The organism is Arthrobacter echini (assembly GCF_004803505.1).
Taxonomy (GTDB): domain Bacteria; phylum Actinomycetota; class Actinomycetes; order Actinomycetales; family Micrococcaceae; genus Arthrobacter_D; species Arthrobacter_D echini.
In genome coordinates this window covers 122,459-136,433 of record NZ_SSWH01000003.1, presented here as the reverse complement: position 1 = coordinate 136,433, position 13,975 = coordinate 122,459, and the positions used below count along the sequence as shown (strand labels likewise).

At 68.9% G+C, this 13,975-nt stretch carries 11 protein-coding genes; 5 read left to right on the top strand and 6 right to left on the bottom strand.

Translation table 11 applies throughout. The features are described 5' to 3' along the window. Positions 1–5: 5 nt before the first annotated feature. From E8P82_RS04705 to E8P82_RS04695, 3 genes are all read right to left on the bottom strand, one after another. Complete coding sequence (locus tag E8P82_RS04705) at positions 6–1,676, bottom strand: 5-oxoprolinase subunit B/C family protein (RefSeq protein WP_136453346.1); 1,671 nt, start codon at positions 1,674–1,676, stop codon at positions 6–8. Next, positions 1,673–2,431, bottom strand: a complete 759-nt coding sequence (locus E8P82_RS04700) for a LamB/YcsF family protein (RefSeq protein ID WP_136453345.1) — start codon at positions 2,429–2,431, stop codon at positions 1,673–1,675. Before E8P82_RS04700 ends, E8P82_RS04705 begins: the two co-directional genes overlap by 4 nt. 96 nt (positions 2,432–2,527) lie before the next feature. Continuing rightward, on the bottom strand, positions 2,528–2,872 hold the full coding sequence (locus E8P82_RS04695) for a hypothetical protein (protein WP_136453344.1): 345 nt from the start codon (positions 2,870–2,872) through the stop codon (positions 2,528–2,530). 35 nt (positions 2,873–2,907) lie between these two features. On the opposite strand from E8P82_RS04695, the gene ligD reads away from it, so the two are divergent. Continuing rightward, entirely contained in the window at positions 2,908–3,930 is a 1,023-nt protein-coding gene (gene ligD / locus E8P82_RS04690; protein ID WP_136453343.1) for a non-homologous end-joining DNA ligase, read from the top strand. A 46-nt stretch (positions 3,931–3,976) separates the two neighbouring features. Next, positions 3,977–4,360 (top strand): response regulator transcription factor, encoded by a 384-nt coding sequence (locus tag E8P82_RS04685; RefSeq protein ID WP_136453342.1) that lies wholly within the window; start codon positions 3,977–3,979, stop codon positions 4,358–4,360. 56 nt (positions 4,361–4,416) lie between these two features. Here the strand turns inward: E8P82_RS04685 and E8P82_RS04680 are convergent, their stop codons facing one another. After that, positions 4,417–4,905, bottom strand: coding sequence for a PaaI family thioesterase (locus E8P82_RS04680; RefSeq protein WP_136453341.1), 489 nt, complete (start codon positions 4,903–4,905; stop codon positions 4,417–4,419). 148 nt (positions 4,906–5,053) lie between these two features. Between E8P82_RS04680 and polA the strand changes: the two genes are divergently transcribed. The 3 genes from polA to rpsA all read left to right on the top strand — a co-directional run bounded on the left by polA (position 5,054) and on the right by rpsA (position 10,828). Continuing rightward, on the top strand, positions 5,054–7,702 hold the full coding sequence (polA, locus tag E8P82_RS04675; protein ID WP_246020981.1) for a DNA polymerase I: 2,649 nt from the start codon (positions 5,054–5,056) through the stop codon (positions 7,700–7,702). A gap of 28 nt (positions 7,703–7,730) precedes the next feature. Beyond that, positions 7,731–9,056 (top strand): GNAT family N-acetyltransferase, encoded by a 1,326-nt coding sequence (locus tag E8P82_RS04670; protein WP_136453339.1) that lies wholly within the window; start codon positions 7,731–7,733, stop codon positions 9,054–9,056. A 299-nt stretch (positions 9,057–9,355) separates the two neighbouring features. After that, on the top strand, positions 9,356–10,828 hold the full coding sequence (gene rpsA, locus E8P82_RS04665; RefSeq protein WP_136453338.1) for a 30S ribosomal protein S1: 1,473 nt from the start codon (positions 9,356–9,358) through the stop codon (positions 10,826–10,828). Between the two features lie 179 nt (positions 10,829–11,007). Here the strand turns inward: rpsA and E8P82_RS04660 are convergent, their stop codons facing one another. After that, complete coding sequence (locus tag E8P82_RS04660) at positions 11,008–12,207, bottom strand: class I SAM-dependent methyltransferase (protein WP_136453337.1); 1,200 nt, start codon at positions 12,205–12,207, stop codon at positions 11,008–11,010. Between the two features lie 40 nt (positions 12,208–12,247). Further along, the gene (locus E8P82_RS04655; RefSeq protein WP_246020948.1) at positions 12,248–13,969 is read right to left on the bottom strand and encodes a RecQ family ATP-dependent DNA helicase; all 1,722 of its coding nucleotides are present in this window, start codon (positions 13,967–13,969) and stop codon (positions 12,248–12,250) included. Between the last annotated feature and the right edge of the window lie 6 nt (positions 13,970–13,975).

Below are 13,975 nucleotides of genomic sequence, written 5' to 3'. Positions count from 1 at the left end.
GGTGGCTACTTCCACGGGGTTCGGGTAAGGGCTGCATCGGTGCACGGCAGCGGCTGCAGGGTCTCGGCGTCGACCGCCACGAAGACCACGCTCGTGCCCGGGCCGAGCTGCGCGGCGACGGGCAGATCCTCGGGTACCACGACGCCGATCACCGGGTACCCTCCGGTCACCGGATGATCGGCGAGGAACACGACCGGCAGACCGGAAGGGGGTACCTGGAGGGAGCCCGCCACGACACCCTCGCTCGGGAGTTCGTCGGTGACGGCGCGTTCCAGCGCCCTGCTGCCCGGTGTGTCCGGCAGCGCGAGCCGGATGCCGATGCGGTTCGACTGGTCGGTCACCAGCCAGGTCTGTTCCGTGAGACCCTCACGGGATGCAGGGGTGAACCAGTCGTCACGGGGACCCGGGGTGATCCGCAGGACCGCGGGCCCGGCAGCACCCGAGGCGATCGTGTCGGTGAGCGCGGAGACTTCGGGCAGGCCTACCATCCGCGCCGTGTCCACCTCACCCACGGGCAGCACGGTCCCCGCCGACAGCGGATCCGGCCCGAGCCCGGACAGGACATCCGTGGAGCGGCTGCCCAGGACGAGCGGGACGTCGATGCCGCCCCTGACGGCCAGATACGTGCGCAGCCCCGTCGTCGGCGGCCCGAGGTGGAGGCGCTCGCCGTCGTGCAGCGCGAACGGAGCATCCATGGGAGCCGGGCGGCTGCTGTCATCCGCGCCCCGGATCCGGGCCGGTGTCACGGCTCCCGCCAGGGCCGCCGTCAGTTCTCCCTGTGCGCGGACCGTGAGCCCGCCGAGAACGGTCTCGATCACCGCGTCCGTCGGCAGGTTCCCCACCAGCCTGTTGGCCTGGCGGGCACTTGCGGTATCGGCTGCTCCGGACGCAGGCACACCGACGTCGCCGTGGCCCGGCCGGCCGAGATCCTGGATGAGGGACAGCGGCCCTGCCTCGATCACCTCGAGGCAACCGGCCACGCCGACGCCTGCCCGGTCGGGCGCTGCGGGGCAGGGCGCGCCCCGTACGTCCTGGTTCACCAGGGTCACAGCTTCCCGTACCGCGACGTACTGCACGGAGGTGCCGGGGCGCAGCAGGGCCGGCTGGTCCCGGTCGAGATCCCACAGCCGCGCTTCGGTCCGGCCGATGAGCTGCCAGCCGCCGGGGGAGCGTCGCGGGTAGACGGCCGAGAAGGTGTCCGCGAGGGCGACCGCTCCCGCGGGGACCGCCGTACGCGGGGTCGTGCGGCGCGGGACCGTGAGCGCGTCGTTCTCACCGATCAGGTAGGCGAAGCCCGGGGCGAAGCCCCCGAAGGCCGCGGTCCACAGCTGGCCCGTGTGCGCGGCGACGACGCCGTCGGGGTCGAGACCGGTGAGGCGGGCCACAGCGGCGAGGTCCTCGCCGTCGTACACCACCTCGATGCGCACCGGGTCGCCGCCCGCGAAGGGTTCGGCCGAAGCAGGTGCATCGAGCTGCGCGAGGGCACCCCGGGCGGCCCGGGCATGGGCGCCGGACGCGAACGTGATCAGCACGGTCCTGGCGGCGGCGAGGACGTCCACCTGGCCCGCCAGCGGGTCCTGCTCCAGCCGGGCGTGCACAGCGAGGACGGCCTGGAGCGAGTCGAGCTGCACGAGGAGGGCACGCGGTCCGGCCCGGCGCGTCCCCACCGGACTCACACGAAACTCCGGATCCCGACACCGGCTGCTTCGAGTTCGCGGCGAACGGCGGCGGCCATGGACACTGCTCCGGCGGTGTCGCCGTGGAGGCAGATGCTCTCGGCGGAGGTGTTCAGGATCGATCCGTCGCGGGCGATGATGACCCCCTCGGTGGCGAGCCGGACCATGTTGGCTGCCACCTCGCTCTCATCGTGCAGCACGGCGCCCGCCTCGCGGCGGGAGACCAGGGTGCCGTCCGGATTGTAGGCGCGGTCCGCGAAGGCTTCGGCCACGCCGCGGAGCCCTGCGCGCTCGGCAGCGGTCAACGCCACCGAGCCCGGCAGGAGCAGGAGCGGCAGATCGCCCCCGAAGGCCCCGACGGCGTCGACCACGGCCTGGGCATGCACCTCGTGCGTGACGATGGTGTTGTAGAGGGCGCCGTGGGGTTTGACGTACGCGACGGTCCCTCCGGCAGCGCGGGCGATGGCCTCGAGGGCCCCGATCTGGTACAGGACGTCGTCGGCCAGCTCGGTGGGTGAGCAGTCCAGGAAGCGGCGGCCGAACCCGGCCAGATCCCGGTACGCCACGTGCGCGCCGATCGTCACGCCGGAGGCAACCGCCTCGCGGCAGGTCTGGGCGATGGTCGAGGGATCACCGGCATGGAAGCCGCAGGCGATGTTCGCGCTGGAGACGGATGTCAGGACCGCGGCGTCGTCGCCCATGGTCCAGTTGCCGAAGGACTCCCCGACATCGCTGTTGAGATCGATGTACGCCATGGTGATCCTCGTCTCTGCAGGGCCGTTCCTCATAGGATGCACGACGGCAGGGAATTGTTCAACAATTCCGGTGAGGTCGCCGACGAGATGGATGGCTCAGCGCGGCTCCTCGCCGGGTCCGAGCCGCCGGCGTTCGTCGGTGACGGAGGTGGTCGGGTCAGAACCGTCCGGGTGCTCGATCCCGGAGCTTCCGGGCCGGAATCCGAAGAGCTGTGACTGAACCGCCCCTGAGTCCATGACGGGAGCGGCCGCTGCCGAACGTGCATGCCGGATGCCGAGCACCAGCCTGACCACGACGAGCGCTCCGAGGATCCAGGCGATCGGACCGACCAGGGGGCCGAGGTCCGTTCCGGTCAGCGGGTCGACGATCATGATGAGTACCAGTGCCAGGAGCGTCACGACCGTGACCGCCGTGAGGGCGCTCGACAGTTTCCGGACCATCCATCAACCCTACGCCGCAGGGGTACAGTGGGCCGATGGCCCGCGAAGCGATCACCCTGGACGTCGAGGGCCCGCACGGCACGCGCCGGGTGCGCCTGTCGAGTCCGTCCCGCGTGGTGTGGCCGCAGGTGGGACTGACGAAGCTCGATCTCGCCCGGTACGTCGTCGAGGTCGCACCGGCCTTCCTCCGCGCGAACGGCGGACGTCCCGTCTCGCTGCAGCGCTTCGGCGGGGACGTGGCGGGGGAGTCGTTCTTCAGCAAGAATCCGCCCAGGGGTGCTCCCGACTACGTCCGCAGTGAGACGGTCACCTACCCCAGCGGCCGGTCGCATCCGCAGGTGGTCCTCGACGAGGCGGCGTCCGTGGTGTGGGCCGTCCAGATGAACACCCTCGTCTTCCACCCCTGGGCCTCCCGCGCCGAGGACCCCGATCATCCCGACGAACTGCGCGTCGATCTGGATCCGCAGCCCGGCACGTCCTTCGGCGACGTCGTCTCGGCTGCGCACGCTCTTCGGGGTGTTCTCCGGGAGGCCGAGCTCGACCCCTTCGTCAAGACGTCCGGGAACCGGGGGCTCCACGTCTTCGCCGCCATCGAACCCGTGCACGAGTTCCTGGCGGTCCGGCGGGCCGTGATCGCCGCGGCCCGTGAGCTCGAGCGGCGTATGCCGGAGCAGGTCACGACGGCCTGGTGGAAGGAGGAACGCGGGGCCAGGATCTTCGTGGACTACAACCAGGCCAACCGGGATCGCACGATGGCCGGCGCCTACAGCCCGAGGGCCCTTCCCCACGCACCGGTCTCCTGCCCGGTGGCGTGGGAGGAGCTGACCGACGTCGACCCGGCAGCACTGACCATCACGACGGTTCCGGACCGCCTGCGCGCCGGTGGGGATCCCTGGGAGGACCTCCACGCGGCGCCCGGAAGGATCGACGTCCTGCAGGCCTGGTGGGACCGCGATGTCGAGGCCGGGCTCGGGGAGCTGCCCTTCCCTCCGGACTTCCCGAAGATGCCCGGGGAGCCGCCGCGGGTGCAGCCGAGCCGTGTACGGCACAGCGGGTGAGCCTGCCGGTGCGACTCCGTCCCGGAGTGCGGAGTAAGCTCGGATCATGCCGCTCCATGACCACCCCCGCACCGCCGTGGTCATCGAGGACGATGACGACGTCAGGGATCTTATCCATACGGTGCTGACGGGGTCCGGGTTCCGTGTCCATACGGCACCGGCCGGACTCGCCGGTGTGGAGATGGTGCGCCGTCTGGCCCCTGATGTCGTCACGCTCGACGTCGGACTCCCGGACATTGACGGCTTCGAGGTGGCGGCACGCATCCGGCGTTTCTCCTCGACCTTCATCGTGATCCTGACGGCCCGCACGGACCCCGCCGACGAGCAGCGGGGCATCGAAGCCGGTGCGGACCGCTATCTCCGCAAGCCCTTCCGCCCCGCCGAACTCCGCGCGCACATCCAGGAGGGCGTCGTCACCGCGCGAGCCTGACCGGCGACGTAAGCGACGTCGTCCGTGCCGTACCGGTCGTCGCTACCGATCGCGTTTCAGCCGCGTGCGTCCCGGATCATGTTGGTGATGCGGGCCGTGGAGAGCCGGCGGCCCTTCTCGTCCGTCATCACCACTTCGTGCGTCGTGAGGGTGCGTCCGAGATGGATGGCCGTGGCGGTCCCGGTGACCAGGCCGGAGTCGGTGCTGCGATGGTGGGTCGCGTTGACCTCGATGCCGACGGCCTGCCGCTGCGGGCCGGCATGCAGCCCTGCAGCGAAGGAACCGAGCGTCTCCGCGAGGACCACGTGGGCCCCGCCGTGCAGTATCCCTGCCACCTGCTGGTTGCCCTCGACGGGCATCGTCGCGACCATGCGCTCGGCGCTCATCTCCAGGAAGACGATGCCCATCTTGACCGTCAGCGCGCCCACCCCGTAGCGGCCCAGCCAGTGATGCATCTCGGGTGGTACACCTGCTGCCACGAGCTCGGCCAGGCGCTCCTCGGATGATGCCTGATCTACATCGGAGCGTATGCGGTTCTGCGTCATGGCAACTAGGCTGGCACCTGTGAGTGAAACAACCAAACCTGCGTACATGCCGACCCCGACCACCACGGTATCAACGGCCGGACCGCAGGCTCGGGACCGGCGCAGCGACGGCTCACGCAACCGACTGCTGGTGATCGACGGCCACTCCATGGCGTTCCGCGCGTTCTACGCGCTGCCTCCGGAGAACTTCTCCACGGACACGGGCCAGCACACCAACGCGGTCTACGGCTTCACCGCCATGCTCATCAATCTCATCAAGGACCAGCAGCCCACGCACGTGGCCGTGGCCTTCGATCTGGACACGCCGACCTTCCGTTCCGAGGAGTACACCGAGTACAAGGCCGGGCGCTCGAGGACCCCCGAGGAGTTCCACGGTCAGGTGGATCTGATCATCAAGGTCATGGAGGCGATGCGGATCCCGACCATCTCCCTGGACGGCTACGAGGCCGACGACATCCTGGCCACGCTCGCGGCCCAGGCGACGGCCGCCGGCTGGGACGTGCAGGTGGTCAGCGGCGATCGCGACGCGTTCCAGCTCGTCAACGATCGCGTGACGGTGCTGTACCCGAAGCAGGGCGTGACCAACATCCCGCAGATGGACGCCCGGGCGATCGAGGAGAAGTACTTCGTGCCGCCTCATCAGTACTCGGACCTGGCCGCGCTGGTGGGCGAGAGCGCCGACAACCTGCCGGGCGTTCCCGGCGTCGGACCGAAGACCGCCGCGAAGTGGATCAGGCTGTACGGCGGTCTCGAGGGCATCCTCGAGAATCTCGACGCCATCGGCGGGAAGGTCGGGGACTCGCTCCGGGCGAACATCGAGGACGTCAAGAGGAACCGTCGGCTCAATCGCCTGCTCACCGATCTCGACCTGCCCGTCGATCTCGACGCCATGGCGTCCAGGCACCCGGACCGCTCCGCCGTCGAGGACCTCTTCGACGCGCTGCAGTTCAACACCCTGCGCAAGCGGCTCTTCGATCTCTTCGGCGAGGAGCAGTCGGACGACGACCAGGAGGAGCAGGACGCACCGGAGCATGTCCTGCTGGAGGACGCGGAGGCGCTGACGCAGTGGTTCAAGGCCACGAACCAGTCCCAGGCGTCGGTGGCCCTGGCGACGGAGACGACGGCGGGCGCCACCGACGTGCTCGGGATCGCCGTCGTGACGGCAGCGCAGGCGGCCTTCGTGCCGCTGGAACGGCTGGATGCCGCCGCCGAGAAGGTTCTGGGCGACTGGCTCGCCGATCGAGATGCACCGAAGATCGTGCACGACTTCAAGACCGTCCTGAAGCTGCTCGCAGCGCGCGGTTTCTCCCTCGCCGGTGAGATGGACGACACCGCCATCTCCGGGTACCTCATCCAGCCGGACCGCCGCAGCTACGACCTCGCCGATCTGGCCCAGTACCACCTGCGCCTGTCCATCACCGCCTCGGCGAACGATTCCTCGGGCCAGCAGGCGCTCGACCTCCCAGGCGCCGATGCCGCCTCGCCTGCCGTGGTGGCCGCCTACGCCGCACTGCGCCTCAGTGAGCACTTCGCCGGTCAGCTCGTGGAGCGCGGCGCCAACCAGCTGCTCGGCGGGCTCGAACTGCCGCTGGCGGAAGTGCTGGCCCGGATGGAGCTCACCGGCGTCGCGGTCTCCGTCGAGGGACTCGACAGGTTGCTCGACGACTTCTCGAAGACCATCGGCGCCGCAGGCTCCGAGGCGTTCCGCATCATCGGCAAGGAGATCAATCTCGGGTCCCCGAAGCAGCTGCAGACGGTCCTGTTCGACGAGCTCGATCTCCCGAAGACGAAGAAGATCAAGACCGGTTACTCCACCGACGCCGATGCCCTGACCGACCTCATCACCAGGACCGGTCATCCGTTCCTCGAACAGCTCCTCGCGTACCGGGACGCCACCAAGCTGCGCCAGACCGTGGAGGGCCTGCGGAAGGCGGTCGGCGACGACGGTCGGGTCCACACCACCTACCTGCAGACCGTCGCCGCGACCGGGCGCCTGTCCTCCACGAACCCGAATCTGCAGAACATCCCGGTGCGCTCCGAGGAAGGACGGCGGATCCGCGAGGTCTTCGTCGTCGGACGCGGGCGGGACGGCGACCGCTACGAGTCGCTGATGACCGCCGACTACTCGCAGATCGAGATGCGCATCATGGCCCATCTCTCCGGCGACGAGGGCCTGATCTCCGCGTTCCTCGAGGGGGAGGACCTGCACCGGTTCGTGGGATCGCACATCTTCGGCGTGGCCCCGGAGGACGTCACGAATGCCATGCGGTCCAAGGTCAAGGCCATGTCCTACGGCCTGGTCTACGGGCTCAGCTCCTTCGGCCTGTCGAAGCAGCTGAACATCTCGGTGGACGAGGCACGCACGCTCATGCGCGACTACTTCGAACGGTTCGGCGCGGTGCGCGACTACCTGCGCGGCATCGTGGAGCAGGCCCGCAAGGACGGCTTCACCTCCACCATCGAGGGGCGCCGGCGCTACCTGCCGGATCTCTCGAGCGACAACCGGCAGCTCCGTGAGATGGCCGAGCGCGCAGCGCTCAACGCGCCCATCCAGGGCTCGGCCGCGGACATCATCAAGAAGGCGATGCTCGGCGTCGACGGCGCTCTGACACAGCGCGGACTGCACTCGCGCATGCTGCTGCAGGTCCACGACGAACTGGTCCTGGAGGTCGCCGCGGGGGAAGCCGAGGAGGTCGAGGCCCTCGTCCGTGAACAGATGGCCGGTGCCGCCGCTCTCTCGGTGCCCCTCGACGTGTCCGTGGGTACCGGCGCCAGCTGGCACGAGGCCGCGCACTGAGGACTCCGGGACACTAGGCTTGTCTGCTGTGAGCGACTACACCACCCCTGATCCCCGTACGCCTGAGTTACGCACCCCCGATCTCCGCACCGAAGTCTTCGGGCTCGCCCCTGACGAGGACGCCTCCACCGGCGGCCGCTTCGCCCAATGGCTCGACGCCGAGAGCATCGGCTTCCACGACGGCACGCAGGATCCCGAGGACATCGCGCAGTTCCTCGAGGCGTACCGGAACGACCGGCGTGTGCTGTGGAGCGTGCACGACGACGCCCAGCCGGCAGGGGCCCTCGGCTACCCCGTCGGCACCTACGGCACGATGGCGCACACCATGAACGTCGGCGCCTCGCACATCGAGGCACACCAGATCACGGCCGTCAGTGTCCGCGCGAGCCACCGGCGCCGCGGCATCCTCCGCTCCATGATGACCCGGGACCTGCGTGAGGCGAAGGACCGCGGCACACCCCTGGCGATCCTCACCGCATCGGAGGCCACGATCTACGGGCGGTTCGGCTTCGGGAGCGCGACCTTCACGCAGAGCGTCGAGGTGGATGTCAGCGAACGATTCGAGATCACAGCTCCTGCCTCGGGCACGACGACGCTCGTGGCGCGGGAGCATGCGGTCCGCCTCGCGGAGGACATCTTCGCCTCCTTCCACGCCGGCACCTTCGGCTCCGTGGGCCGCCAGTACGCCTACGCCCGCCGGGCCTCGGGCGAGTGGGGACGCGAACGTCCGGTCGAGGACCGCAGTGTCCGCATGGCCGTCCACTACGACGCTGCCGGAGCACCGACCGGGTACGTGAGCTACCGCTTCGCCGGGTGGGAGAAGACGCCGCGCACCATGAAGGTGGTGGACCTCGTTGCGAGCACACCGTCGGCCTATCTCGAGCTCTGGCGTTACCTGGGCTCGCTGGACCTCGTGCAGGTCGTCACCTGGGACGAGGCCCCGCGCGACGACGTGCTCCCATGGGCACTGCGTGACCGGCGCGGCTACAGCGTCAAGGCGACGGACGACGTCCTCTGGCTCCGGATGCTCGATGTCCCCGCGGCGCTGGAGGCCAGGTCCTACCGGGGCAGCGGGTCGCTCGTCCTGGAGGTCCTCGACGATCTCGGCCTCGCCGCCGGCTCCTTCGCCCTGAGCGTGTCGGACGGCGTCGCCCGGGTACGCAGCGTCGAGGATGGCTCGGGCGCGGACATCACACTGAGCGTCAACGCACTGGGTTCGCTGTACCTCGGCGGGGTGCACGCCGCGACGCTCGCTGCAGCCGGAGGCCTCAGTGCAGCCGACGCCGCCGCCGTCGAACTCCTCGACACCCTCTTCGGCCGGTCCCGGGAACCCTACTGCATCACGCACTTCTGAGTTCCGGCAGCGATCCCGGGGGGGTCCGGCACCGGGCACCGGGATCGATGAGCGCCCTTTGTTCCGAATGCGCCTGCTTTGACGGTGTTGCGGGCCGAAGTTAGACTGGACAGGCGTGTAGTCCGCTCTGACGGGACCGGTCCAGGCTGTTTCCCCCACCCGTACTACGAGCTCCGAATCTTCCGAGGTTCTGTCCATCCAGTCCACATCCGGACGGGGAATCCGCTCCCGGCACAGCCGGGGCTGCGGCGTTCGTCCTGGCCGGAGTACGTCACCATCCACAACGGAGTCCCAACTACATGACCATCACCACCACCGAGAAGCACGGTGCCCCGCAGGTCGCCATCAACGACATCGGCACCGCAGAGGACTTCCTCGCAGCCATCGACTCGACCATCAAGTACTTCAACGACGGCGATCTCGTCGAGGGTACCGTCGTCAAGGTCGATCGCGATGAGGTCCTTCTCGACATCGGTTACAAGACCGAGGGTGTCATTCCTTCCCGTGAACTCTCCATCAAGCACGACGTCGATCCCGGGGACGTCGTCTCCGTGGGTGACGAGGTCGAGGCCCTCGTCCTGACAAAGGAGGACAAGGAAGGCCGCCTGATCCTGTCCAAGAAGCGTGCTCAGTACGAGCGCGCCTGGGGCGACATCGAGAAGGTCAAGGAAGAGGACGGCGTCGTCACCGGCACGGTTATCGAGGTCGTCAAGGGTGGCCTCATCCTCGACATCGGCCTGCGCGGCTTCCTGCCCGCCTCCCTCGTGGAGATGCGTCGTGTGCGCGATCTCGCCCCGTACATCGGTCAGCAGATCGAGGCGAAGATCATCGAGCTCGACAAGAACCGCAACAACGTGGTGCTGTCGCGTCGAGCATGGCTGGAGCAGACGCAGTCCGAGGTGCGCTCCACGTTCCTCAACAAGCTGGAGAAGGGGCAGGTACGGCCCGGCGTCGTCTCCTCGATCGTCAACTTCGGTGCCTTCGTGGATCTCGGAGGCGTCGACGGTCTCGTGCACGTCTCCGAGCTGTCCTGGAAGCACATCGACCACCCGTCCGAGGTCGTCGAGGTCGGCCAGGAAGTCACGGTCGAGGTCCTCGAGGTGGATCTGGACCGCGAGCGCGTCTCCCTGTCGCTGAAGGCCACCCAGGAAGATCCCTGGCAGACCTTCGCCCGCACGCACGCCCTGGGTCAGGTGGTCCCGGGCAAGGTCACCAAGCTCGTTCCCTTCGGCGCGTTCGTCCGTGTCGAGGACGGCATCGAGGGCCTGGTGCACATCTCCGAGCTCGCGGTTCGCCACGTCGAGCTGGCCGAGCAGGTCGTCTCCGTCGGGGACGAGCTCTTCGTCAAGGTCATCGACATCGACCTCGAGCGCCGCCGGATCTCGCTGAGCCTGAAGCAGGCCAACGAGGGTGTCGATGCGGACAGCACCGAGTTCGACCCCGCGCTCTACGGCATGGCCGCGGAGTACGACGAGGAGGGCAACTACAAGTACCCCGAGGGCTTCGACCCCGAGTCGAACGAGTGGCTCGAGGGCTACGAGACGCAGCGTGCCACCTGGGAGGCCCAGTACGCCGAGGCCCAGTCGCGCTGGGAGGCGCACAAGAAGCAGGTCGTGCAGCACGAGTCCGACGACGCGCGCGCCGCCAGCGAGCCGGCCGAGTCCAACTCGTCCAGCTACTCCTCGGAGCCGGTCGTCGCCGACACCGGTTCAGGGACGCTCGCATCCGACGAGGCTCTCGCGGCCCTGCGCGAGAAGCTGACCGGAGCGTAGGGTTCCGCACAGGTCCGTCGTGCCGTTGGTTCACCGACGGCCTGACAGCCCCATGACAGCAGGCCCCGTCCACCGGACGGGGCCTGCTGTCATGTGCGGGTGCGGAACCGGACGGACGGCGGTGCGCGTCGCATCGTGCAGCAGGTCCGGAATCGGCTGGAACGGCCGGGCTGGATGGATCAGCGGCGGATGGAGCGGGTGACCGTGTAGCGCGGCGAGCGCTCGAGCTGCCGGGTGGGACCGATCAGGCGTTCGAGGACGGGCCTGTAGCGCAGCTGGCTGTTCCACACCGTCCACAGCTCTCCGCCCGGTGCCAGGACACGGCCACACGCCTCGAAGAGACGGTGCGCCACGCCCGTGTGCACAGTGCCTCCGATGTGGAACGGGGGATTCAGGACGATCGACCCTGCGGAGCGGTCGGCGAGAGCCGAGAGGGCGTCGTCCCTGCTCACCGTGACGCGGTCGAGGACGCCGTTCGCTCTCGCTGTGCCAGTGGTGGAGGCGACCGCCGAGCTGGACTGGTCGGTCGCATACACCTCGCGTGCCGGATCGCTCAGGGCCAGATAGGCGGAGATGGCCCCGTTGCCGCATCCGAGGTCGATCACGCACTCCTGGCCGGACTGTTCGACCTGCCCGGGCACCGGCGAAGCGATCCCGCGCAGATGGGGCAGGAGCAGACGCGTGCCGGGATCCAGCGCGGCTCCGCCGAACGTCGCCCCGTAGGCCCGCAGCTCAAGCGGCCGGGCGAGACCGACGTCGTGCTGCGTGCTGCGGGGGAAGGACGGCGCCGCCACGCTGCGGGGTCCGGTTGCCTGGATGACACGTGACTTCTGCCGGGCACGACCCGCGCTGACGACGTCGAAGTAGCGGCCCAGCACCGCGTTCATGGACAGCGACATGTGCTTCAGGCGCCCCGCGGCGAGGACACGCACGTCCGCCCGAGCGTGGGCCGCGACGGTCCAGGCGATCTCCTCCAGTTCCTCCAGCGACCGCGGAAGCCGCATCAGGACCGTGCTCACTCCTGCGAGCAGGCCGGCATCGAGCGGGAGCGAGTGGTAGGTACCCTCGAGGCCCTGGTCGGCCGCGTTCAGTGCCAGGGCCCGTTCACCGACCAACGAGTCCTGGAACGCCCGGATCTCACGCCGACCGGCGCGCTGAACGGCTCCGAGCGTGAGTGCACCGTAGGCGTCGTTGATCGTCGCGATCGCACCTGCCTCACCTGGGGCATCCGCGTCATCTCCACCTGCTGTGCCGCTCTTGCCGGTGAGGTGATGCGCCGCCGTGTCGAGAAGCAGCCGATCCGCGGCATCCACCGCGACCAGTCCGGGGGACTCGATGTCGGGCCGCCGACGCAGGAGATCGAGGCTGAACGCAGTCACCCGGTATATCCTAGGCGTTCTGGTGGTCTCAGCGCCGCGTCTAAACTGCTGCCTTCACCCCTTCCTTCGTTCCTGCCGTCGCTCCGGTGTCCGGTCCACCGGCCGGGACGGCGACGAGCAACTTCTTCTCCTCGACCAGCGACAGCGAGAGTGTCCGGTAGCCGACCGTGTCGAAGAGCACGGTGATGACGTCGTCCTCGTACCCCATCACGGTGCCGTGGCCCCACTGGGGATGCACGACCTCCGAGTCGACGTCGAACGGCTCGTCGGCCACCGTCTCGTCCAGCAGGGAACCGCGCAGTGCCGCGGAGGTGCCGGCCTGCTCGGCAGCAGCGCAGTTGTCACAGTTCCCGCAGGGTTCGGGACGTTCCTCCCCGAAATAGGAGAGCAGCGACTGCCGACGGCACCGGCTGGTCTCCGCGTACCGACGGGCCATCTCGACGCGTGAGAGATCGATGCTCTCCCGACTCTCCGCCTGTTCGACGGCGCCGTCCACGGCAGCGGAAGGGCGCATCTTCCGCGCGCGGTACCCCTTGGCCACCTCCTGCACACTGCCACCGGCCTCCAGCAGGTTGAGCAGGCCCGTGAGCTTCCGCGCGGACAGGCCGGAAAGCTCCCTGAGCTGCTTCAGGGTGGCCGGTTCGGCCTGCGCGCACAACAGGAGGAAGAGTTCCCGCAGCTGTGTGCGGTTCGCCGAGGCGGAGGCGAAGAAGCGCCGGAGGGAGAGATCCTCCGGACGGTAGTGCAGCACGGCCCGTGCCGGTTTCCCGTCGCGCCCGCTGCGGCCGATCTCCTGGTAGTAGCTGTCGAGCGAATCGGGGATGTCCGCGTGGACGACGAAGCGGACATCCGGTTTGTCGATGCCCATCCCGAAGGCCGTCGTCGCGACGACGACGTCCGCCGTGCCGTCGAGGAATGCATCATGGACGGCCTCCCGCTCCTTCCGCCGTCGGCCGGCGTGGTAGACATCGACGCGGAGGCCGTGAGCGGCGAGGTCGGCGGCCAGTGTCTCGGCTGTCTTCTTCGTCGCGGTGTACACCAGCCCCGGACCGTCGAGCCCGAGGACCTCCTCGCGCACGGCGCGGTTCTTGTCCGCTTCCTCGACGTGCTGGATCACCTCGAGGAAGATGTTGGGCCGGTCGAAGCCCTCCACGAGGACCAGGGGATCTTCCAGGTGCAGTCTCTGAACGATCTCCTGCTGCACGGGCTGGGAGGCCGTTGCGGTCAGGGCGACGACGGGCGCCTCCATCCTCCTGAGAACATGCCCGAGCTGGAGATAGTCGGGGCGGAAGTCGTGGCCCCAGGACGAGACGCAATGGGCTTCGTCGACGACGACGAGGCTCACGTCGAGGGCGCGCAGCTTCTCGGTGATGTCGTCACGCGTCACCTGTTCGGGCGCGAGGAAGAGGAACTTGGCGCGGGTGGACTCGTCGGTGTCGGCGGCCGCACCCCACGCCGCGTCGAGTTCGCTCGAGGTCAGCTCGGAATTGATGACGCGAGCCCGCTCGGCGCCGGCGTGCCCGTTGATCGCCTCCGCCTGATCGTGCTGCAGCGCGATCAGGGGGGAGATCACGATGGCCACCCCTGGGAGCGTCATGGCCGGTACCTGGTAGATCGCCGACTTGCCGGAGCCGGTCGGCATGACGCAGAGCACGCTCTTGCCCGCGATCAGTGCTTCCATGGCCTGCTCCTGGCTGCGGCGCAGGCTGCTCCACCCGAAGACGGCGTCGGCGGTGTGCTGGAGGTCCTTCAGTGTGGTCACGATGCT

Bases quoted from the DNA above. Each gene is read 5' to 3' on its own strand.
- E8P82_RS04680 (WP_136453341.1), bottom strand. From the start codon at position 4,905: ATGACGCAGAACCGCATACGCTCCGATGTAGATCAGGCATCATCCGAG.
- rpsA (WP_136453338.1), top strand. From the start codon at position 9,356: ATGACCATCACCACCACCGAGAAGCACGGTGCCCCGCAGGTCGCCATC.
- E8P82_RS04700 (WP_136453345.1), bottom strand. From the start codon at position 2,431: ATGGCGTACATCGATCTCAACAGCGATGTCGGGGAGTCCTTCGGCAAC.
- E8P82_RS04685 (WP_136453342.1), top strand. From the start codon at position 3,977: ATGCCGCTCCATGACCACCCCCGCACCGCCGTGGTCATCGAGGACGAT.
- E8P82_RS04695 (WP_136453344.1), bottom strand. From the start codon at position 2,872: ATGGTCCGGAAACTGTCGAGCGCCCTCACGGCGGTCACGGTCGTGACG.
- ligD (WP_136453343.1), top strand. From the start codon at position 2,908: ATGGCCCGCGAAGCGATCACCCTGGACGTCGAGGGCCCGCACGGCACG.
- polA (WP_246020981.1), top strand. From the start codon at position 5,054: ATGGCGTTCCGCGCGTTCTACGCGCTGCCTCCGGAGAACTTCTCCACG.